Raw genomic sequence first — 21219 nt, 5'->3', positions numbered from 1 at the left:
TTCCCTACAGATGCTGACGGAAAGATAAGTGAGGGTAAGGCCGGCGGTTTTCAGAGGCAGAGGGTGGGGCATTGTCTAGCTCCTTGACTGTTGGGAGCCACTACATGTCATGTAGGGCACTGTTGCACCCTTGATTGTTTCGGGTTCTCACACCCGGTCACTGAACATTCAGCGACACGGAAACGATAGAGACCCGGTGCCAAGCGCGCAAGCCGACGGATTCTGGCGCAGGTGTAGGTCACAACGCAAGGCCGCGTAGCCCTCGACTGACACTGCGCCGCTTGGCATAAACACACGAAACCCTGTGGGAGCGAGCCTGCTCGCGATAACGTCGGCAAATCCAACATCGAAGCGACCTGATACACCGCCATCGCGAGCAGGCTCGCTCCCACAGGGATCTCCACTGTCTTGAGAGTGTTGATCATTTCTACAACACCCGCTTATGGCGCCGCCCGCTAGTGGCCTCATCCGCTCATCCAGAGCGGAATTCGCGCTGGCTGCGCCACGATTGAAGCCTTTCAGCGGCTGGCAGTGTGCGCTAGCGAACAGACATGGCCCAGTCGCTACGACACTCTAATGAGCAGTCGCGGCTACCCATCCTGCTGGTTATCGGCTTGCCGCATCGTGTGTATCGCTGCATTGGAGTACAACCATGACAACTTCATTACGCTCACTGCTGTTTATCGCCCTCACAACCCTGTCTCTGGCTTCAACAGGTTTGCTCAATACCGCAAGCGCCGCAACGGCTGCGGACCTGGAACAGGATTCGCGGCATGCCTTGCAGATCCTCTACAAAGCCAATCCGGTGGCCGAGACCATGTCGCGTACTGCCAAGGCAGTGCTCGTATTCCCTAAAGTTATCAAGGCGGGTCTGGTATTTGGTGGCAGTTTTGGCGAGGGGGTCATGTTCAGCGGTTCGAAAGTAGACAATTACTACAACACCGTGTCCGGTTCATGGGGCTTGCAGGCGGGGGCCCAGTCTTATGCTTACGCCGTGTTCCTGATGACTGACAAAGCGGTCAAGTATGTACGTGAGACCAAAGGCTGGGAAGTTGGCGTAGGCCCGACGGTTGTTGTGGTTGATGAAGGGGTGGCGAAAAATCTGTCGAGCTCGACATTGAAAGACGATGCTTATGCGTTTGTCTTTGGCCAGCAAGGCTTGATGGCGGGCGTCAGTATTGAAGGCACCAAGATTTCGCTGATCAAACGATAAGCCCGACCACGTAGCTCTGGGTTAGAGAGGCTGCCTAAGGCAGTCTCTCCCAGACTTCCGTATTGGCTAATTCGCTGTCGGTCGCGTGTTTTGCGTGGCCGTTTATAGGGTTCAGTTCATAACTACCGGCAGCGTCATAGGCAGCCAAATAGCGTACGCCACTTAATTTGTGGAGGTAGCGCATCAAGGGATGACACTGTGCATTAATACGCTGTACCAGGGCGGATTCGGTCATTGTGTTCATGGTGTTACCTGCTGCAGCGAAGGCTGCTCTGTGGTTATTTTTATTCTGCACCTGATCGTCGCAACGTTCTGTACGCCATCACACACTGGGTAATCTAAATAACGCAAAAAATGTTGCACAAGCGGAATAACAAAGAGCGTGCCTTTGATCAATTAAACACTGGCGATATGTGTGTTGCCGTACAGACTGTACCGGATACGTGTGCCAAGTTGATAGCCTGCAACGCGCAGATCAAGGCCTCACTGCCTGCACAACATCCACCTACTTGCAGACTCAAGGAGAAAAGCCATGAGCTTGGGAACCATACTGTTGATCCTGCTGATTTTGCTGCTGGTTGGCGCTATTCCGACTTGGCCGCACAGCCGAAGCTGGGGCTATGCGCCGAGCGGTTTGTTAGGCGTGGTCGTAATTGTCCTGGTTGTATTGCTTTTATTAGGGAGAATATGACGTCGATCGACAAATAATACGGCGCTCAATGAGTGGTTGCGGTGAATAGTGGGGAGGTATTCGCCGCGGGCGCGGGCGACAGCATTAACATCGACTACTTTCTGCCATCAACCTGTTAATAAAACAAACAGCTCTCCGTGCACTAGCGCACAGACCACTCCGGCCACTACACGCACTCTGAGTGTCAGGCAGATTGCTGCCAGTCATTTTCCGGAGAAAACATGAAAACCTTCCAGAAGTTCACGCTCGGCGCCTTAACGGTAGCCGTGCTCATCAGTTTGAGTGGTTGTCCCACTATGTCGACACAAGGGCGTAACACGGCCATTGGTGCTGGCGTCGGTGCTGTCGGTGGGGCCGTTCTGACCGGAGGCAGCGCCTTGGGCACTGTCGGCGGTGCGGCTGTTGGCGGAGTCATTGGTCACGAAATAAAAAAGTAACTACGCCACGTAACAAAGTGCAGTCATTCATGTTAGTACGATCCAAGGAGTGTTCATCATGATCTTCAGTCATTCACTGACGCTTTCAAGACTCACCCTGGCCCTATTGCTCGGTTTGTCTCCCGTGGTGCTGCATGCAGCCACCGCAGAACCGGTTGACATGTCGGCCGTGCAGTTGGAGCCGCAGGAGCAGAATGGTATTCGCTATCTGACGGGAGGCATCGGCCTGGATGAGTCAAAGGCCTTGCTCCAGACCCAGGGCTACAACCTTCACATGACCTTTTCAACGGGATCTGCCAATCAGTACGTCAGCAATGTCGACGTGGTGATCCAGAGCGAAAAAGGTAGCCCCCTGTTGTCGTTGAGTCAGGTGGGGCCCATCGTGTACGCGCAATTGCCGGCCAACAAATACCTGGTCATCGCCAGTTTGAATGGCCATGAAGAGCGCCACACCATTTCAGTCGGTGGTAAATCCATCGAAACGCTGAACTTGCATTGGAGTGAATAGCGTGCAACCCAGCATTACGTATCACTGCACGTTGCATGAGATGAGGCTGTTCAAGACAGACGACCGGCCTCTCGCTGCACGCTTGCTTGTTGAGCGGCATCTGGTGACGAACCTCAAGAACCAATACGCACGGGATGTTGCGCAAGACGTGTTACCTGGCAACTGCGATGCGGCAGAAGACCGCGCGCTGTTCGCCGAACAGTTGATCGGGATTGTCAGTCACGACCTGCGCAATCCGTTGGCGGCGATAAAAATGGCTTCGCAATTGCTCGGATGTCTTGACTTGCCTCCCAAGCAAGTACAAATACTCGGCCACATCACACACGCTGCAGAGCGCGCGCAACGTCTGGTGGCAGACCTGCTGGACTTCACCCTGAAGCAAGTCGGGCGAAGCATGGCGGTTTTTCTCAAACCGGTTGATTTGCACGCATTGGTGGGCGAATGCCTGGACGAGCTGAGTCTGGTGTTCCCTGAGCACACGCTGACCCATCTTTGTGTCGGCCAAGGTCATTTCATCGCCGACAGTGACCGGATCCATCAGCTTATTGGCAATCTGGTTGCCAACGCGATTGCCTATGGCATGGCTGAGGGTGGGGTCACGGTGTCTTCGTGCTTCGAGGACCAGGTAATCATTGGCGTACACAACCTTGGCACGCCGATACCCTCGGAGTTGCTCGACAACGTGTTCGAACCGATGATTCGCGGCAGTCACGATAATGCAAAACTGCGCAGTGTCGGGCTCGGCCTGTTCATTGTGAGAGAGATTGTCAGGGCGCATCACGGCGATATCAGGGTGACTTCCTCGATAGAAGGCGGCACTACGTTTACGGCGACCTTTCCCTTACCACGATAACTGCGTCATAACGGAGTCGAGAGAGTGTCGCTATAGCACTCGCATGACGCCGCTTCCAATCCCTTGCGGTCAAGAATCGTGATTTCACCACGGGTGTAACGGATCAATCCACGCTGTTGCAGCGTGCCGGCGGCCAATGTCACGCCGCTGCGCCGAACCCCGAGCATGTCCGCAAGGGACATGTGGGTCAGATGAAAGTGATTGGCGTGCGCGCGATCATGGGTCATCAGCAACCAGCGCGCCAGGCGTGGCTCAATCTCGTGAAAATGGGTACAGGCGGCAGTTTGAGCAAGCTGCATCATCTGCACATACAGGTACTGATTGAGCCTGCGCAACAATAACGGGCTCTCGCGCAGTGCGACCTGCAACTGCAAGCCTCTCATCCTCAGGCACATGCCGGCGCCTTGCACCACGGCGCGCATAGGGGCGGTATTGACCCCCAGAGCGAGTGTCGCCCCAAGCATCCCTTCATTGCCGATCAGGCTCATGTGCAGAGGAGGGTGGCGGTACAACGTCACCACTTCAGCGATGAGCGCTGTTTGAGGGAAATACACATGCAGGATCGGATGGCCCGGTTCGAACAGGACAGTGCCAAACGCCAGTTCGACGTTATCGCACTGTGCTTGCAGCCGGCCGTAGTCAGTCTTCGACAGCCCCTGGAGTAGCCGGTTTTCTATTGGTTGCCCTGACGTAATTGGCATGCGCAGATCCTGCGGCACAGTGGGCCCTGGATGGGCGGGACAGGTGCCGGGGCCGTCTCATGTTTTAAGTGTGGGTGACTCTGGCAGGCCGGTCTGTTCGCTAGAACACGCAGGCACTGGCAGTCAGCGGGTTGGCTTTAGCGGAACGTAAGGCAGCAGGCGCTCGGTTTCTTTTCTGACCACCGCGTAGCACTCGCAGCTCAGTTGCTCGAGCGCGGCCCTGTCCAGCACCCTGATGTGGCCACGGCTGTATTCGATAACGCCGAGGCGTTGCAGCTTGCCGGCGGCATCGGTCACGCCTTCGCGGCGTACGCCGAGCATGTTGGCGATCAATTCCTGGGTCATGATCAGTTGATTGTCTTGCAGGCGATCGAGGGATAGCAGCAGCCAACGGCACAATTGTTGGTCAATCGAGTGATGACGGTTGCACACCGCAGTCTGGGCCATCTGGGTGATCAACGCCTGGGTGTAGCGCAACATCAGCAGGAGCATCTCCCCGTGGCGGTTGAACTCATCCTTGAGTCGCTGGCCGGGTAACCGAAAGGCATGCCCGGCACTCTGGACAATCGCCCGGCTCGGCGTGCTTTCACCGCCCATGAAGACGGCGATGCCGATGCCGAGGCGCCGTTTTCCATCACGTACAGCAGGGACACGATGGAGTCGGTCGGGAAATAGACGTGCCGCAGGGCATCCCCGGACTCGTAGAGCACCTTGCCGAGCGGCAGGGTGATCGGCTCGAGGTAGGGCAGCAAGCGCTCCAGCGATTGCGCGGGCAGGGCCGCCAGAAGATGGTTCTGTTGTGGCTTTGGAGCATCAAGCATGTCAGCCACCGTCCGAAGTTGAGATTCCCTATCCCTACATATTAATCCATGGTGTGGTGTGTACATGGCCACGCTGAACCGTCTGTCGGTATTACTGCGCGCGTGCAAATTTGCTGTCGGTGATAAAAAACGCGGGGCTGCTGTGCAGAGTCTAAATTTAAGAGCGTTATCGCACCGAAACCATGCTCATTTACTGCCACGATACAGGCGCCCCTTCAGTTTCGGGCGGAGGCTGCATGAACCTGTTTTCCATCCGGATGTTGCTGCGAACACTGACAGTGCTGAGCCTGACACTGCTGGTGGCGTGTGGTTCGTTGCCCACCATCGTTCCCGATATGGCCTACACCAACCCGGCCTCTGTGAAGATCGACAGCACGCACGGACCGCTGTCAGCCGAACGCAGCAAGGCCGTTATTGACCGTTTGAAGGCCAAAGGCGTCCAGACGAACATCTTCGACCTGCATATGGCGATCGAGGAGGCCATCGTCGGTAGCCCGCTGACGAACGGCAACAAGGTTGAACTGTTACAGAATGGTCCGAGTACCTACCAGTCAATGCTCACGGCGATTGCCAGCGCGCGTGATCACATCAATATCGAGAGTTACATTTTTGACGACGATGAAATCGGCCAGCGCTTTGCCGCAGCGCTGATTGCCAAACAGGCGGCTGGGGTCCAGGTCAATCTGATCCGGGACAGCGTCGGTACCCTCAGCACACCTTCGGCTTTTTTTACCCGACTGACCGCCGCGGGCATCAATGTGCTGGAATTCAATCCGGTCAATCCCGCGACCGCCAAGGCTGGGTGGCAAGTGAATCAGCGGGATCATCGTAAGCTACTGATCATTGATGGCCGCGTTGCCTTCCTCGGCGGTATCAACGTGAGCAGTGTCMATTCAGGCAACTCGTTCAGCCTGAACGCCAAAGTCAAACCCGCCGGCAAGTTGCCTTGGCGCGATACTGACTTGCGGGTTGAAGGGCCAGCCGTGGCTGAACTGCAAAAGCTGTTTATCGAGACGTGGGAAAAACAGAAAGGCACACCGCTCGCGACACGTCATTACTTTCCGAAAACCGAACACAAAGGCCACGAGGTCGTACGTGCTATTGGTAGTTCGCCGGACGAACCCTACAGCCTGATCTACGCCACGCTGATTTCGGCGCTACGCAGTGCGCAAACCGAAATCTGGCTGACCAACGCCTACTTCGTGCCCGATCCGCAGCTGTTGGCGGAGCTCAAGAATGCTGTGGCACGCGGCGTCGATGTGAAGCTGGTGCTGCCCAGCAGCACTGATTCCTGGCTGGTATTCAACGCTGGCCGCAGGCACTACACCGAGCTGCTGGAGGCCGGCGTCAAGCTCTACGAACGCCGCGATGCCTTGCTGCATGTCAAGACCGCGGTGATCGATGGTGTCTGGTCCACGGTCGGCTCTACCAATCTTGACTGGCGGAGTTTTCTGCACAACCAGGAAGTCAACGTCGTGGTACTCGGCACCGGGTTCGGCGAGAAAATGCGCTCGGCGTTCCTTGCCGATTTGCTGAAATCAAACGAAATCACACTTGAGCAGTGGCAGCAGCGTTCCCTTGACGTAAGAGCCAAGGAGCAGTTTGCTCACCTCTGGGAGTACTGGTTGTGAGGCAAGCACAAATGACGCCCATGAAGCTTTTGAGCCGGGTGAATATCAGCTTCTGCAGAGGCGCCATGCTGGTTCGCTTGGTCTTGCTCTATCTGTTGATCGGCATGCCGCTGGCCCACGCGCAGGATGCTCAAGCACTGATCGCACGCTACGGCGCCTTGCGTGAACAGTTGGCCAACAACCCGTTCCACCGCCCGCTCTATCTCCAATCAACTGAAACGTCAGACAGCCTGACAGGCGACGTCTATGCCTTGATCGAGCAACCCTATGCGGTGGTCAGTCCGGCGCTGCAGGGCATCGGCCATTGGTGCGATATCCTGATCCTGCATTTGAACGTGAAGAGCTGTCACGCCTCTTCCGGCGCAGGGGAAGGGTTACGCGTCAACATAGGGCGCAAGTCGGATCAGCCGCTGGCCGATACCTACCCGTTCGATTTTCTTTACCGGGTTGTCACCGATAGCGCCGATTACCTTCAGGTTGTGTTGAGCTCCGCGCAAGGACCGTTTGGAACGAGCAACTATCGGGTCAAGCTTGAAGTGGTGAAGCTCGATTCTCAGCGCAGCTTCCTGCATTTGTCCTATTCGTACGACTACGGTATCGCGGCCCGTATGGCCATGCAGGGCTATCTGGCGACAGTCGGTCGCAACAAGGTCGGCTTCAGCATCGTTGGCCGCAAGGCCGATGGTCAGCCAGCCTATATTGGCGATATGCGGGGTGTCGTCGAGCGCAATGCGATGCGCTACTACGTGGCGATCGAAGCCTACCTCGGCGCGCTGACGACACCCGCGCCGCAACAGCTCGAAAAACGTCTGAGCGACTGGTACACCGGGATTGAACGTTACCCGCTGCAGTTGCATGAGATTGGGCGCAGCGAGTACCTCTCCATGAAGCGCAGTGAAGTCCAGCCCAGCAAGTAGAAGGCCCGGCAGCCGCGATAAAATAAAGCCGGCCCTAGAGCCTGATTTCAGCCGCGAGGCATTCTCTGTAGCAGCTGCCGAAGGCTGCGTTCGGCAGCTGCTACAGATCGCATTACGGTTTAAGTGAACCTAGAGCCGGCCGTGATACGCCGCTTCGAAAATCTCCATCGCGCCATTGCGGGTCAAGGGCAGCGGGTTACCGCCGGCGCAGGGGTCGACAATCGCCATGTCGGCGATCAGGTCGGCCTGCCGATCATCCACCCCCAGCTCAAACAGCGTATGCGGCACGCCGATGTCCTTGCGCAACTTGAGGACGAAGGCCAGAAAACTGTCGAAGCCCGGGGTCGGCAGACGCAGATATGCCGCCAGCCGGGTGATGCGTTCCTCGATGGCCGGGCGATTGAATTTCAACACATAGGGCATGAACGTGGCGTTGGTCATGCCGTGATGGGTGTCGTACAGGGCGCCCACCGGATGTGCGAGCGCGTGCATCCCGCCCAGGCCTTTCTGGAAGGCGGTGGCGCCCATCGCGGCTGCCGCGAGCATTTCCGCGCGCGCCTCAAGGTCGGAGGGGGTGCGTACTGCACGCACCAGCGCATTGGCCACCAGGCGCATGCCTTCTACCGCAATTCCTTCGGCCATGGGGTGGAAACCGGGGGCGCAGTAGGATTCCAGGCAATGGGCAAAGGCATCCATGCCGGTGCCGGCGGTGACTTTTGCCGGCATGCCGACGGTGAGGGCCGGGTCGCTGATGACCACCCGTGGCATCATTTTCGGGTGGAAGATGATCCGTTTGGTGTGCGTACGCTCGTCGATGATCACCGCTGCACGGCCGACTTCGGACCCTGTACCCGCGGTGGTCGGCACTGCAATGATCGGGGCGATGCTGCTTTCGTCGGCGCGAGTCCAGTAGTCGCCGATGTCTTCGAAATCCCACACCGGCCGGGTCTGGCCGCTCATGAAGGCGATCAGCTTGCCCATATCCAGCCCGCTGCCGCCGCCGAAGGCGACCACGCCGTCATGCTTGCCGGCACGCCAGGCGTCGAGCCCTCCCGCCAGATTGGTCTCGACCGGATTCGGTTTGAGGTCGCAAAACAGCTCCACGCCGAGGCCGGCGGCGCGCAGGGATTCCAGCGCCGCCGTGGTGATCGGCGCACGCGCCAGGCCGCTGTCGGTGACCAGCAACGGTCGCTGGATACCTTGGCTGCGGCAGGTGTCGGCCAGTTCGGCGATGCGGCCAATACCGAAGTGGATGCTCGTGGGGTAGTTCCAGTTCGCAGTCAGGCTCATGGCTCAGATCTCATGGCGCAGATGGAAGGATTTGGCTCGGGTCAGGTGTTCGTAACCGATGCGCGACAGCGTTACGCCGCGCCCGCTGTTTTTCACCCCGGCCCAGGCCAGGGCCGGGTCCAGGTAGTCACAGCGGTTCATGAATACGCTGCCGGTGGCGATCTCATCGCCGATACGTTCGGCGGCGGCGAGGTCCGCGGTCCAGATGGAGGCGCTGAGCCCGAACTCGCTATCGTTCATCAAGGCGATGGCTTCGTCGTCGCTGGCAACCGGCATGATGCCGACCACCGGACCAAAGCTTTCCTCGCGCATCACCGACATTTGATGGTTAACGTTGACTAACACCTGCGGCGCGAGGTAGGCGCTGCCGGGCACGTCCGCTGGAAAGGCCTTTGGATCGATCAGTGCTTTTGCGCCTTTTGCCAGTGCTTCGGCGATTTGCCCGCGCACGAACTCGGCAGCCCCCGGATTGACCAACGGGCCGAGGGTGGTGGCTTCGTCCAGCGGGTTGCCCAGCACGTATTGGCGGGTCAGGGCGGCAAAACGCTCGACAAACGCCGGGTAAATTGTTTGATCAACATAGATTCGCTCGACGGCGCAGCAGCTTTGCCCGGAGTTGAAAAAACTGCCGTCCACCAGGTTTTCCACGGCATGCTCAAGGTTGGCGTCTGCGCGGACGTAGGCCGGGTCTTTGCCGCCGAGCTCCAGCCCGATGCCGAGGAAGAGCCCGGTGGCGGCGATTTCGATGGCTTTGCCGGCTTCGACCGAACCGGTGAAGTTCACTTGCTGCACCCGTCCGGAGGCAATGATCGCCGCGGTATAGGTGTGATTGAGCAGCAGGTTATGGAACAGCCCTTCGGGCAGATTGGCGCGGCGAAAGGCCTCGGCGAAACGTTCGCCGACCAGCAGCGTTTGCGAGGCGTGTTTGAGGATGACGCTGTTGCCGGCCATCAGCGCCGGAATAATCGTATTCACCGCCGTCAGGTAGGGATAATTCCACGGCGCGATAACCAGCACCGTACCCAGCGGCTCGCGTTTGATCTGGCGTCGAAACCCCGCGACAGGCGCAGGTTCGACCGCAGCCAAGGCTTCAGGTGCGATGGCGATCATGTGCCGGGCACGCTCTTCGAAACCGCGCAGCTCGCCGGCACCAAAGCGTACCGGGCGGCCCATTTGCCAAGCCAGTTCCGGGACTATTTCGTCTTTCATGGCCAGCATCGCGTCCACGGCGGCACTGCAAAAAGCGGCGCGCTCGCTCAGTGGCCGGCGCTTCCATGACGCCTGGGCGGCTGCGGCAGCCGTCAGAGCCTGCTCGATCTGCGCCGCATCGGCGCAGTGGCGTTCGGCGTAGACCCGGCCATCGACCGGGGAGATGAGTTGAATCATCGTCGTCATGGCTGCCTCAATAATCGATTGCTCAATAGCGCTCAAAGCCGCGCTGCAGTTCCCAGTCGGTTATCCGTCGGTCGTACTCTTTCTGCTCCCATTCGGCGGTGTGCACGTAGTGGTCGACCACTTCGTCACCGAACGCCTCGCGCAACATTTTCGAGGCCTTGAGCGCGGTACAGGCATCGCGCAGGGTCTTCGAGACTTCCGGCAAGTGTTCGTCGAGGTAGGCATCGCCTTCAAAGGGAGGCGCCAGGCTGAGTTTCTCGTCGATACCGGACAGCCCCGCAGCGATCAACGCGGCGAAGGCCAGATAAGGGTTGAGGTCGGCGCCGCCGATGCGACATTCGATGCGGATGGATTTGCTGCCTTCGGCGCACAAACGAAAGCCTGCAGTGCGATTGTCCCGACTCCAGACCGCCCGGGTCGGTGCGAAAGTGCCGGCCTGGAAGCGCTTGTACGAATTGATGTAAGGCGCGAGAAAACAGGCGATGTCGTTGGCGTACTTGAGCTGCCCGGCCACCCAGGCACGCATCAGCGTCGACATGCCGAACTCGGCCTTGGGGTCGAAGAACAGCGGCTTTTTGCCATTCTTGTCCCACAACGAGTTGTGGATATGGCTACTGGACCCGGCGGCGTCATAGCGCCACTTGGCCATGAACGTGATCGCTTTTCCCTGCAATTGCGCGATCTCTTTGCAGGCGTGCTTGATGATCACGTGCTGGTCGGCCATGGTCAGGGCATCGGCATAACGGACGTTGATTTCTTCCTGGCCCGGGCCCCATTCACCCTTGGAGTTTTCCACGGGAATGCCGGATGCCTGCAGGTGTTTGCGAATCGCCCGCAGCACCGGCTCCTCGCGGGTGGTCTGGAGGATGTTGTAATCCTCGATGTAGTGGCCAGCGGTTTTCGGCTTGTGGTAGTTGCGCTCGTGGATGGCCTCGTAACTCTCGTCAAACAGATAGAACTCCAGCTCAGAGGCAAACATGCCACTGTAGCCGCGCTCGCGCAGTCGCTCGATCTGCTTTTTCAGGATTGCCCGTGGGCTATGGGGCAGGTCGCGCCGATGGTGATGGTCGAGCACGTCGCAGAGCACCAGCGCCGTGCATTCCAGCCACGGCACGCGGCGCAAGGTAGCCATGTCGGGTTTGAGCACGAAATCGCCATAGCCTTTGCTCCAGCTGGCGGCGGCGTAACCCGGTACCGGCTCCATGTCGATGTCGTCGGCCAGCAGGTAATTGCAGCAGTGGGTTTCTTCATGGCCGCTGTCGATGAAAAACTCGACCTGGAATCGCTTGCCGACCAGTCGCCCCTGCATATCGACCATGCAGACCAGCACGGTATCGATATCGCCTGCGCTAGCGGCGAGTTTCAGTTCTTCGAAGCTGAGAAGGGGCTCGGTCATCACGTCAGTCCTGCGTGAAATATGAGCAATGAGTTGCTGAAAGCGTAGCCTACTGCAGCTGTAAACAAGTCTTGGCGGACGAAACCCGACGAATCAGCAGCAGATCCAGAAGCTAGAATAACTATCAAGAAATGTCAGTCAGTTAAGTCAGTACGCATACTCGTAGCAGCTGGCGAAGCCTGCGTTCGGCCGCGAAGCGGTCGTGAAATCACGCAATGCGGACTTCCAGATCGACCGAGGAGGCAGGATTTACGACCGCTTCGCGGCCGAACGCAGCCTTCGGCAGCTGCTACAGATTGCGTAAACCCGGAATGTCTTATGCCTCCTGGAGTGGCGTCATGAGTGAGTTCGTCAAGGTCGCCTGCGTGGGGGATGTCGAACCGGGTAACGGCATAACCGTGAACCTTGGGGGCACGCCCGTCGCGCTGTTCAATGTCGATGGCCAGTACTTCGCCATCCACAACACCTGCCCGCACGAAGACGGTTCGCTGGGGGACGGAATACTGTGCGACAACGTGGTGATTTGCCCGGTCCACGCCTACGAGTTCGACGTGACCAGCGGCGAATGCCTCACCGAACCGGCTTACCAGGTCGAACAGTTCGAGGTCCGGGTGGACGGTAACGACATCCTGTTACGGCAATCGTCGGATGTTTGAACGCCAGGGGCTAGCTCGGGTCGTAAGGAACAGGGAAGGAGTATAGTTAAACGATCACATCATCCTGCCAACAGCAGGAGGCATCCGCGATGAGCACTGACAATGCGAGGATCCGCGAACTCAGCAACCGGGCCTACAAGTACGGCTTTGTCTCTGATTTTGAGAACGATGCGGCCCCGCGTGGCCTCAACGAAGACCTCATCCGCCTGATCTCGGCGAAGAAGAACGAGCCGCAGTGGCTGCTCGACTGGCGTCTGAAGGCGTATCGCCACTGGCTGACGATGCGCGAGCCCACCTGGCAGAACGTTCGCTTCGAGCCCATCGACTACCAGGACATCATCTATTACTCGGCGCCCAAACCGAAAACCCCGGGGCCCAATAGTCTTGACGAGGTTGATCCCGAGCTGCGCGAGATGTTTGGCAAGCTTGGCATCTCGCTCGCCGAACAGGAACGCCTGACCGGCGTCGCGGTGGATGCGGTGGTCGACTCGGTCTCGGTCGCGACCACCTTCAAGCACAAACTCGCCGAAGTCGGGGTGATCTTCTGCTCGTTCTCAGAAGCCGTGCAAAAGCATCCGGAACTGGTGCGCAAGTACCTCGGTTCGGTGGTGCCCTACAGCGACAACTTCTTTGCCACGCTGAACTCGGCGGTGTTTTCCGACGGTTCCTTCTGCTACGTGCCCAAGGGCGTGCGTTGCCCGATGGAACTGTCGACCTACTTTCGCATCAACGCCGCGGACACCGGCCAGTTCGAACGCACGTTGATCGTTGCAGAAGAGGGCGCCTATGTGAGCTACCTCGAGGGCTGCACCGCGCCGATGCGCGACAATAACCAACTGCACGCGGCGGTGGTCGAGCTGGTTGCGCTGGATAATGCCCAGATCAAGTACGCCACGGTGCAGAACTGGTACCCCGGCGATGCCGAAGGACGTGGCGGTATCTTCAATTTCGTCACCAAGCGCGGCAAATGTGCAGGCGCGCACTCGAAGATTTCCTGGACCCAGGTCGAAACCGGCTCCGCGATCACCTGGAAATACCCGGGAGTGATTCTCCAGGGCGATTATTCGGTCGGCGAGTTCTATTCAGTAGCCCTGACAGCCAATCACCAGCAGGCGGACACCGGCACCAAGATGATCCATATCGGCCGGCATACGCGCAGCACCATTCTGTCCAAGGGAATATCCGCCGGTCATGGACAGAACACCTACCGCGGCCTGGTGAAGATCCAGAAAGCCGCGACCGGTGCCCGCAACCATACGCAGTGTGACTCGCTGCTGCTGGGCAGCGAGTGTGGCGCACATACGTTTCCTTATATCGACGTGAAGAACCCCAGTGCCCAGGTCGAGCATGAGGCTTCCACGTCGAAGATCAGCGACGAGCAGCTGTTTTACTGCCGACAGCGCGGCATCAGCGCGGAGGATGCGGTGCCGATGATCGTCAACGGCTTCTGCCGCGAAGTGCTCAAGGAGCTGCCGATGGAATTTGCAGTAGAAGCCCAGAAACTTCTGGGTGTGAGCCTGGAGGGCTGCGTGGGCTAAGGCCCGGGGTGGGAGCATGCTCGAGATCAATGATCTGCACGCCAGCGTCGACGGCCGTGAAATCCTGCGGGGTATCACGCTGCGGGTGGAAGCGGGCGAGGTGCATGCGATCATGGGGCCGAACGGCTCCGGTAAAAGCACGCTGGCCCAGGTCCTCGCGGGCCTTGAGACTTACGAGGTCAGCGGCCAGGTGCTGTATGACGGCCAGGACCTGCTCGCCATGCCGCCGGAAGCGCGGGCGGTCGCCGGGATTTTCCTGGCGTTTCAGTACCCGGTGGAAATTCCCGGTGTCGGCAACCTCTATTTCCTGCGCACGGCCCTCAATGCCGTGCGCAAACAGCGTGGGCTTGAAGAACTCGATGCGCTGGATTTCCTTGAGCTCGCCAAGGAGCGCATGGCGCTGGTCGAGATGGACCAGAGCTTCATGAACCGCTCGCTCAACGTCGACTTCTCGGGTGGAGAGAAGAAGCGCAACGAGATTTTCCAGATGGCGATTCTCGAACCCCGGCTGGCGATCCTCGACGAGACCGACTCGGGCCTCGACATCGACGCGCTGCGAACAGTCGCAGCCGGCGTCAATGCGCTGCGCAGCAAGGATCGCGCGCTGCTGGTGATCACCCACTATCAACGACTGCTCGACTACATCGTCCCGGATCACGTGCACGTCATGGCCAACGGGCGGATCGTCCAGTCCGGCGGCAAGGAGCTGGCCATCGAGCTGGAAAAGCACGGCTATGCCAGCTATGAGCAGGATTCTGCAGCGCCCGGAGCCAGGCCATGAACAGCGCGGCGTTCCTCTCGCAGCTCACCCCCAGCGTTGACGTCCAGCGTCCGGCCTGGCTGCAAGCATTGCGCCGCGATGCGTTCCAGTGGGTGATCGAGCAAGGCTTTCCGACGGTCAAGGACGAGGCCTGGAAGCACACGCGAGTCGCGCCGATCCTGGAGATTCCTTTCCAGCCGGTCGAAACGATCGCGAGTCAGGACCTGTCCGCCGTCGACATCGAACGACTCGCCGGCAACTACGGTGGCGTGCGACTGGTCTTCGTCAACGGCTATTTCGCGCCTGAGCTGTCGGCACTTGATGGGCTGCCCCGCGGCGTTAAGGTGTGCCCATTTGCACCGCTGCTGAACGCCGACAACGGCGAACTCGAAAGTTTGTTCGCCCATGCGTTTCGCTCACACCCCCAAGCCTTTACCGCACTGAATGCGGCGTTCGCCGAGGACGGGGCGTTGGTGCAGATTCCCGCCCACACGACGCTCGATGTCCCGATCCATCTGGTGTTTCTCTCGACATCGGACGCCACGCCACGGGTGACTCATCCACGTGTCCTGGTGCAGATGGGGGCCGGGAGCCGGGCGATTCTGGTGCAAAGCCACGTCAGCAGCGGGGAAGCGGTCTACCTGAGTAACGCAGTCAGCGAGGTGCTGCTGGACGCCGACGCCACGCTTGAACATTACACGCTGCAGAACGAGAGCACGGCTGCCTTCCACGTCGCGCTGCTCAGTGTGCGCCAGGCGCAGGGCAGCCGCTTCATAGCGCATTCCCTGGCACTGGGCTCGACGCTGGCACGGCAAGAGCTGCGCGTGGTACTCGAAGGTCCCGGCGCCGAAGTCGCCCTGAACGGTTTGTACCTGCCGCGAGGCCAACAACACCTGGATAACCAGACAACCATCGAGCATCGGGCACCGCGTTGTACCAGCCGCGAACGCTATAAGGGCGTGATCGATGATCATGGGCATGGAATCTTTGACGGACGGATCATCGTGCGTCCGGGAGCGATGAAGACCGATGCCAGCCAGACCAACAAGAATCTGTTGTTGTCGACGTCGGCCCAGGTCAACTCTCAGCCTCGGCTGGAGATTTTTGCCGATGACGTCAAGTGCGCTCACGGTGCCGCCGTCGGTCAACTGGATGAGCAGGCTATTTTCTACCTGCGCTCACGAGGGATTCCGCTGGCGGCAGCGCGGTCACTGCTGACCTTCGCGTTTGTCAGCGAGATGCTCGAGCTCATTGAGCTGGAGCCGTTGCGCGAGCATGTGCAGCGACTGGTCACCGCGCAGTTGCACGGGCGGGAGGTGTCGGCATGAGCGACCTCGAAAACCGCCTTCAAGGGCTATCGAAACCACTCCACCTTTCGCCAGGCTACGACGTCGAACGTGTGCGCCAGGCGTTCCCGATCCTCGCGGAGACGATCTACGGCAAGCCGCTGATTTACCTCGACAGTGCCGCGACCAGCCAGAAGCCGCAGGCGGTCATCGACGCCATGTCGCACTTCTTTTCAAAGGAAAACGCCAACGTGCACCGCGGCGTGCATTATCTTTCGGTGCGCGCCACCGAGGAGTATGAAAAGGCTCGGGCCAAGGTCCAGGGCTTCCTCAATGCCGAGTCCGTCGAAGAGATCGTCTTCGTCCGCGGCACGACTGAAGCGGTCAATCTCGTGGCGCAAACCTATGGCAAGACTCAGCTCCGCGCAGGCGACGAGGTACTGATCACGGCCATGGAACACCATTCGAATATCGTGCCTTGGCAAATGCTCTGCGAGCAGACTGGCGCGCGGCTGCGGGTGGCACCGATCAACGACGCTGGCGAACTGCTGCTCGATGAGCTGGAACGGCTGATCGGGCCCAGGACCCGGCTGCTGGCCGTCACTCATGTCTCCAATGTGCTGGGCACCATCAACCCGATCCGGCGTATTGTCGAACTCGCCCATGCGCGTGGCGTACGCGTGCTGGTCGACGGCGCCCAGGCAGCTCCGCACCTCAAGGTCGACGTACGAGCGTTGGGCTGCGATTTCTACGCCTTGTCTGGCCATAAAATGTACGGCCCCACCGGCATCGGCGTGCTCTACGGCCGTCACGAGCTGCTCGAAAGCATGCCGCCTTATCAGGGCGGCGGCGACATGATTCTCTCGGTCAGCTTCGAGAAAACCGTCTACAACAAACCGCCGTACAAGTTTGAAGCGGGAACGCCGAACATGGCCGGCGCTATCGGCCTTGGTGCGGCGATCGACTTTCTCGCTGAACTCGGGCCAGAGGCGATTGCGGCTCACGAGCAGGCCGTGCAGGCCTACGCCACGAAGGCGCTGTCGACGGTGCCTGGCCTGCGGCTGATCGGTACGGCAGCAGAGAAGGTCGGGGTCCTTTCGTTTGTCCTCGACGGCATCCACCCGCACGACATCGGCACCATCCTCGACCGCGAAGGGATCGCGATTCGCACCGGGCATCACTGCGCACAGCCCTTGATGAACCGTTTCGGCGTGCCCGCCACCGCTCGCGCGTCGCTCGGCTGCTACAGCACCGAGCGTGATATCGATGCACTGGTGGCCGGTCTGGCCAAAGTTCAGGAGGTGTTCCGATGAGTGGCGACGAACTGCGCGACCTCTACCAGGACGTGATCATCGACCACGGCAAACGGCCGCGTAACTTTCACCCACTAGCGGACGCGACCTGTACGGCGGAGGGTTTCAATCCGCTGTGCGGCGATCAGTTGAAGATCTATCTCAAGCTTGCGAACGGGGTGATCGAGGACATCAGCTTTCAGGGGGTTGGCTGTGCCATCTCCCAGGCCTCGGCGTCCCTGATGACGCTGGCGGTGAAGGGGAAAAAACCGGAGGAGGCGCAGGCACTTTTTGCCCGGGTGCATACGTTGCTCACCGAAGGGCCAAACGCCCGGGTGACACCCGCAGAGCTCGGTAAACTCGCGGTGCTTTCGGGCGTTTGGGAGTTTCCGGTGCGGGTCAAGTGCGCCACTCTGGCCTGGCACACGCTGCGTAGCGCTCTCGAAGGCGGCGCCTCGCAGGTCACGACGGAGTAATCAGCCATGGCAGCCACATTACCAATTCCCCGTATTCACCTGCGCGAACCGGCACGCAAAGTCTTGCTCGATGCCCTGGCAGACGGCCATGTGCGCGGAGTGCGGCTGAAGATCGACGAGCATTTCGCGCATGAGTTTTTCTTTGAGCGCGTTGCCGAAGGCGATATCACGGTCGAGGCAGACGGCATCAAGCTGTCGCTCGATCCCGCGAGCGCGGGGCGTGCCGATGGTTTGTCCGTCGATTTTACGTATGACCTGCATGGCGCCGGCTTCCACTTCGATAACCCGAATAAACCGGGCTACCTGCAACCGATCGAACTCACGCGGGACTGCGCAGTCACCCTGATTCCGGGCGGGGAGCGACTGCAACTGGGTCGTGGCGAGCAGGTAGTGGTGACCCAGGCGCTCGGTGGCAGCTTCACGGTGCAAATCTCCAGGGGCCGGCTGGCACGGATCGCCGCCGCTGACGCCGATGCGTTGGGGCGGGATGCTCAGCAGCAGGAGCAGCCCCAGGCGAGCAGTGGCGGGTTCGACGTCCAGCAAGTGTTCGACATGCTGCGCACCGTCTACGACCCGGAGATCCCGGTCAACGTGGTCGATCTCGGGCTCATTTACCAGTGTGAAACCCGTTTGCTTGCCGACGGCGGCCAGCGAGTCGAGATCAAGATGTCCATGACCGCGCCCGGTTGCGGAATGGGCGACGTACTCAAAGAAGAGGCGTACACCAAGGTCCAGAGTATCCCTGGAGTCAGCGAGGTCGAGGTCGAGATCGTCTGGGACCCGCCATGGGATCAAAGCCGTATGTCCGAGACAGCGCGCTTGCAGTTGGGGCTGTTCTGAGGAACCCGGCGTGAGGAGCCAGCCATGAGCAATCGACTCGCCAAAGAGACTTCGCCCTATCTGCGCCAGCATGCAGAGAACCCCGTCGATTGGTATCCGTGGGGCGAGGAAGCGTTCCGCCGCGCGCGCGACGAGGACAAGCCCATCCACTTGTCGCTGGGTTATGCCGCCTGCCACTGGTGTCATGTGATGGCCCACGAGTCGTTCGAGAACCCCGAGACCGCGCGCCTGATGAACGAGCGCTTCATCAATATCAAAGTCGACCGCCAGGAACGGCCTGACCTCGACGACATCTATCAACAAGTCGTGCAAATGATGGGGCAGGGCGGCGGCTGGCCGTTAACGGTGTTCCTGACTGCCGAGCGCGAGCCGTTCTTCGGCGGCACCTACTTTCCGCCAGACGACGGTTATGGTCGGCCAGGCTTCGCTCAACTGCTGCTCGGTCTGAGCGACGCCTGGCAGAATAACCGCGCAGCGCTGCAACAGAATGTTGAACAGTTCCTTCAGGGTTATCGCAAGCTGGAGGCGTCAATGCTGGAGGGTGATACACCGCTGGAGCCAGACCAGCCGGCCACCGCTGCCCGGTTGTTTGCCCGAAACACCGACCCGGTGAACGGCGGCCTGGGCAACGCGCCGAAATTTCCCAACCCGGCCTGCCATGATCTGGTCCTGCGCGTCTATCAGCGTCTGCACGAGCCGGATTTGCTGCATTCGGTAGAGTTGACCCTTGATCGCATGGCCGCTGGCGGGCTCTACGATCACCTCGGCGGCGGTTTTGCTCGTTACTGCGTGGATGAACGCTGGGCCGTTCCTCATTTCGAAAAGATGCTCTACGACAACGGTCAGCTCGTGAAGCTCTATGCCGATGCCTATCGCGAGACCGGCAAGCCTGCCTGGCGGCGTGTGTTCGAGGAAAGCACCGACTACATCCTGCGTGACATGACTCACCCTGACGGCGGTTTCTACGCCAGTGAAGACGCTGACAGCGAGGGTGAAGAGGGCAAGTTCTACGTGTGGACACTCGCTCAAGTGCAGGCCGCGCTCGGCGAGCCGGATGCTGCGCTGGCCTGCCGGGCTTACGGCGTCACCGCCAACGGCAACTTCGAGCATGGCAGCACGGTGCTGCACCGCGCAGTCGCACTGGACGCAGTGCAGGAACTACAGCTCAAGGGCCTGCGCGACAGGTTATTGCTGGCCCGTGCCCAACGTATTCGTCCGGGGCGCGACGAGAACATCCTCACCAGCTGGAACGCGTTAATGATCCAGGGTCTCTGCGCGGCTTATCAGGCGACCGGAACCACAACGTATCTGGACGCCGCGAGGCGCGCCGCCGACTTCATTCTGGACCGACTCTCGACGCCTGAAGGTGGACTTTACCGGGCCTGGCGGGAGGGCACGGCRAAGGTTCCAGGCTTCCTCGAAGACTACGCCTTCCTCGCCAACGCCTTGATCGATCTCTACGAGTGCGACTTCGATAAACGCTATGTCGAACGCGCCACGCAACTGGTCGAGGTGATCCTCGCCAAGTTCTGGGAGGACGGACTTTACTTCACGCCCAGCGATGGCGAGCCGCTGGTGCACAGGCCTCGGGCACCGCACGACAGTGCCTGGCCGTCAGGTACCTCGGCCTGCGTGTTCGCTTTCCTGCGACTTTTTGAACTGACCGGCCGCGAGCTTTACCACGAACGCGCCGAGCAGGTATTGGCGATGTATCGCGCTGCAGCCGCGCAGAATCCCTTCGGTTTCGCCCATCTGCTGGCGGCGCAGGACTGGGTACAGCGTGGCCCGATCAGCATCGTCGTTGCCGGCGAGCGTTCCGCCGCCAGCACCTTGGTCGCGAAGCTGCAGCGCCGCTACCTGCCGGCACGCGTCCTGGCCTTTGCCGAGGATGTGCCCATCGGCGCGGGCCGACATGCGCTTGCGGGACAAACCAGCGCCTATGTCTGCCGAAACCGCACTTGCGAGCCACCGGTAACCAGCGCCGAGGAGCTTGTAGAGCGCTGCCTGAAATGAAGAGCCGGAATTGAATCAAACCGTCAACGCGAGGAGACAACGATGGACAACAAGAGCAGCCACAACCCTTACACGTACCAACGTCTCAAGCATCTATATCCTGATTACTTCAGTGCCTTGGAGGCCCTGGGTACAGCGGTGCATCATGCCGGGCCGCTGGACGAGAAAACCGTCCAGCTGATTCAGCTCGGTGCCGCGGCGGCAATCCGCTCGGAAGGCGCCGTGCACAGTCATACCCGACGGGCACTGGCAGCCGGGGCGACGACTGAGGAGATCCATCACGCACTGATCGCCTTGACCAGCACGATCGGCTTCCCGACGGTCATTGCGGCGATGAGCTGGGTGGATGATGTGATCGGGAAAAGAGGCAATGACGCGCCGGAGCTCTGAGTACACCGCCGACGACCGGGTTTCGCTACATCCCGTGCAATCTTGACTATAGTTTCAAGTGTCGGCGGCCGTCGTTCAGTCACCGTGTTCGTCCAAGATTTCCCGGGCAAGTTCC

General features: G+C 59.7%; 21 protein-coding genes and 1 pseudogene. 16 read left to right on the top strand and 6 right to left on the bottom strand.

All coding sequences use genetic code 11. The features are described 5' to 3' along the window. Nucleotides 1–652: 652 nt before the first annotated feature. Complete coding sequence (locus AC1DHT_RS28010; protein WP_427545373.1) at nt 653–1213, top strand: lipid-binding SYLF domain-containing protein; 561 nt, start codon at nt 653–655, stop codon at nt 1211–1213. A gap of 34 nt (nt 1214–1247) precedes the next feature. Here the strand turns inward: AC1DHT_RS28010 and AC1DHT_RS28005 are convergent, their stop codons facing one another. Beyond that, on the bottom strand, nt 1248–1457 hold the full coding sequence (locus AC1DHT_RS28005) for a hypothetical protein (protein WP_427545375.1): 210 nt from the start codon (nt 1455–1457) through the stop codon (nt 1248–1250). Between the two features lie 288 nt (nt 1458–1745). Here AC1DHT_RS28005 and AC1DHT_RS28000 point away from each other — a divergent pair, with 288 nt between their 5' ends. From AC1DHT_RS28000 to AC1DHT_RS27985, 4 genes are all read left to right on the top strand, one after another. Further along, nucleotides 1746–1904 carry a DUF3309 family protein gene (locus tag AC1DHT_RS28000; RefSeq protein ID WP_081013818.1) on the top strand — a complete coding sequence of 53 codons (159 nt, stop codon included), beginning with the start codon at nt 1746–1748 and terminating at the stop codon, nt 1902–1904. A gap of 221 nt (nt 1905–2125) precedes the next feature. Further along, the gene (locus AC1DHT_RS27995) at nt 2126–2341 is read left to right on the top strand and encodes a glycine zipper 2TM domain-containing protein (RefSeq protein ID WP_427545377.1); all 216 of its coding nucleotides are present in this window, start codon (nt 2126–2128) and stop codon (nt 2339–2341) included. 58 nt (nt 2342–2399) lie between these two features. Further along, on the top strand, nt 2400–2849 hold the full coding sequence (locus AC1DHT_RS27990) for a carboxypeptidase regulatory-like domain-containing protein (protein WP_427545379.1): 450 nt from the start codon (nt 2400–2402) through the stop codon (nt 2847–2849). Between the two features lie 103 nt (nt 2850–2952). Beyond that, a complete protein-coding gene (locus AC1DHT_RS27985) occupies nt 2953–3702 on the top strand; it encodes a sensor histidine kinase (protein WP_427545381.1) in 750 nt (249 codons plus the stop codon). A 5-nt stretch (nt 3703–3707) separates the two neighbouring features. Here the strand turns inward: AC1DHT_RS27985 and AC1DHT_RS27980 are convergent, their stop codons facing one another. Next, nucleotides 3708–4403 (bottom strand): Crp/Fnr family transcriptional regulator, encoded by a 696-nt coding sequence (locus AC1DHT_RS27980; protein WP_427545383.1) that lies wholly within the window; start codon nt 4401–4403, stop codon nt 3708–3710. A 123-nt stretch (nt 4404–4526) separates the two neighbouring features. Beyond that, nucleotides 4527–5224: pseudogene (locus AC1DHT_RS27975) on the bottom strand (Crp/Fnr family transcriptional regulator). A gap of 236 nt (nt 5225–5460) precedes the next feature. Here AC1DHT_RS27975 and cls point away from each other — a divergent pair. Next, nucleotides 5461–6855, top strand: a complete 1395-nt coding sequence (cls, locus tag AC1DHT_RS27970) for a cardiolipin synthase (protein ID WP_477761553.1) — start codon at nt 5461–5463, stop codon at nt 6853–6855. 65 nt (nt 6856–6920) lie between these two features. Next, the gene (locus tag AC1DHT_RS27965; protein ID WP_427545389.1) at nt 6921–7772 is read left to right on the top strand and encodes a hypothetical protein; all 852 of its coding nucleotides are present in this window, start codon (nt 6921–6923) and stop codon (nt 7770–7772) included. A gap of 129 nt (nt 7773–7901) precedes the next feature. Here AC1DHT_RS27965 and AC1DHT_RS27960 read toward each other — a convergent pair whose 3' ends face one another. From AC1DHT_RS27960 to AC1DHT_RS27950, 3 genes are read right to left on the bottom strand one after another with little or no spacing between them, the layout of a single operon-like run. Next, complete coding sequence (locus tag AC1DHT_RS27960) at nt 7902–9062, bottom strand: iron-containing alcohol dehydrogenase (protein WP_427545391.1); 1161 nt, start codon at nt 9060–9062, stop codon at nt 7902–7904. 3 nt (nt 9063–9065) lie between these two features. Then, nucleotides 9066–10457 carry an aldehyde dehydrogenase family protein gene (locus tag AC1DHT_RS27955; RefSeq protein ID WP_427545393.1) on the bottom strand — a complete coding sequence of 464 codons (1392 nt, stop codon included), beginning with the start codon at nt 10455–10457 and terminating at the stop codon, nt 9066–9068. A gap of 22 nt (nt 10458–10479) precedes the next feature. Then, nucleotides 10480–11853: a glutamine synthetase family protein gene (locus tag AC1DHT_RS27950; RefSeq protein ID WP_427545395.1), complete on the bottom strand. Its 1374-nt coding sequence runs from the start codon at nt 11851–11853 to the stop codon at nt 10480–10482. A gap of 338 nt (nt 11854–12191) precedes the next feature. Here AC1DHT_RS27950 and AC1DHT_RS27945 point away from each other — a divergent pair, with 338 nt between their 5' ends. The 9 genes from AC1DHT_RS27945 (at nt 12192) to AC1DHT_RS27905 (ending at nt 21104) form a co-directional block, all read left to right on the top strand. Continuing rightward, entirely contained in the window at nt 12192–12509 is a 318-nt protein-coding gene (locus AC1DHT_RS27945; protein ID WP_427528879.1) for a Rieske (2Fe-2S) protein, read from the top strand. Between the two features lie 89 nt (nt 12510–12598). Next, nucleotides 12599–14047, top strand: a complete 1449-nt coding sequence (sufB, locus tag AC1DHT_RS27940; RefSeq protein WP_427545397.1) for a Fe-S cluster assembly protein SufB — start codon at nt 12599–12601, stop codon at nt 14045–14047. 16 nt (nt 14048–14063) lie between these two features. Continuing rightward, nucleotides 14064–14828 (top strand): Fe-S cluster assembly ATPase SufC, encoded by a 765-nt coding sequence (gene sufC / locus AC1DHT_RS27935; RefSeq protein WP_427528883.1) that lies wholly within the window; start codon nt 14064–14066, stop codon nt 14826–14828. Continuing rightward, nucleotides 14825–16135 (top strand): Fe-S cluster assembly protein SufD, encoded by a 1311-nt coding sequence (gene sufD / locus AC1DHT_RS27930; protein WP_427545399.1) that lies wholly within the window; start codon nt 14825–14827, stop codon nt 16133–16135. Before sufC ends, sufD begins: the two co-directional genes overlap by 4 nt. Continuing rightward, a complete protein-coding gene (locus tag AC1DHT_RS27925) occupies nt 16132–17406 on the top strand; it encodes a SufS family cysteine desulfurase (protein ID WP_427545401.1) in 1275 nt (424 codons plus the stop codon). Before sufD ends, AC1DHT_RS27925 begins: the two co-directional genes overlap by 4 nt. Then, nucleotides 17403–17861, top strand: a complete 459-nt coding sequence (gene sufU, locus AC1DHT_RS27920) for a Fe-S cluster assembly sulfur transfer protein SufU (protein WP_347926691.1) — start codon at nt 17403–17405, stop codon at nt 17859–17861. The genes AC1DHT_RS27925 and sufU overlap by 4 nt, the downstream gene beginning before the upstream one ends. Nucleotides 17862–17867: 6 nt before the next feature. After that, nucleotides 17868–18701, top strand: coding sequence for a putative Fe-S cluster assembly protein SufT (sufT, locus tag AC1DHT_RS27915; RefSeq protein WP_427545403.1), 834 nt, complete (start codon nt 17868–17870; stop codon nt 18699–18701). A gap of 24 nt (nt 18702–18725) precedes the next feature. Then, nucleotides 18726–20714: a thioredoxin domain-containing protein gene (locus AC1DHT_RS27910; RefSeq protein ID WP_427545405.1), complete on the top strand. Its 1989-nt coding sequence runs from the start codon at nt 18726–18728 to the stop codon at nt 20712–20714. Between the two features lie 42 nt (nt 20715–20756). After that, on the top strand, nt 20757–21104 hold the full coding sequence (locus AC1DHT_RS27905; RefSeq protein WP_216743122.1) for a carboxymuconolactone decarboxylase family protein: 348 nt from the start codon (nt 20757–20759) through the stop codon (nt 21102–21104). Nucleotides 21105–21219 lie beyond the last annotated feature (115 nt).

The organism is Pseudomonas sp. 05N432 (assembly GCF_056396945.1).
The sequence above is the reverse complement of the archived record's forward strand: the minus strand, read 5'-3'. Positions and strand labels throughout refer to the sequence as shown.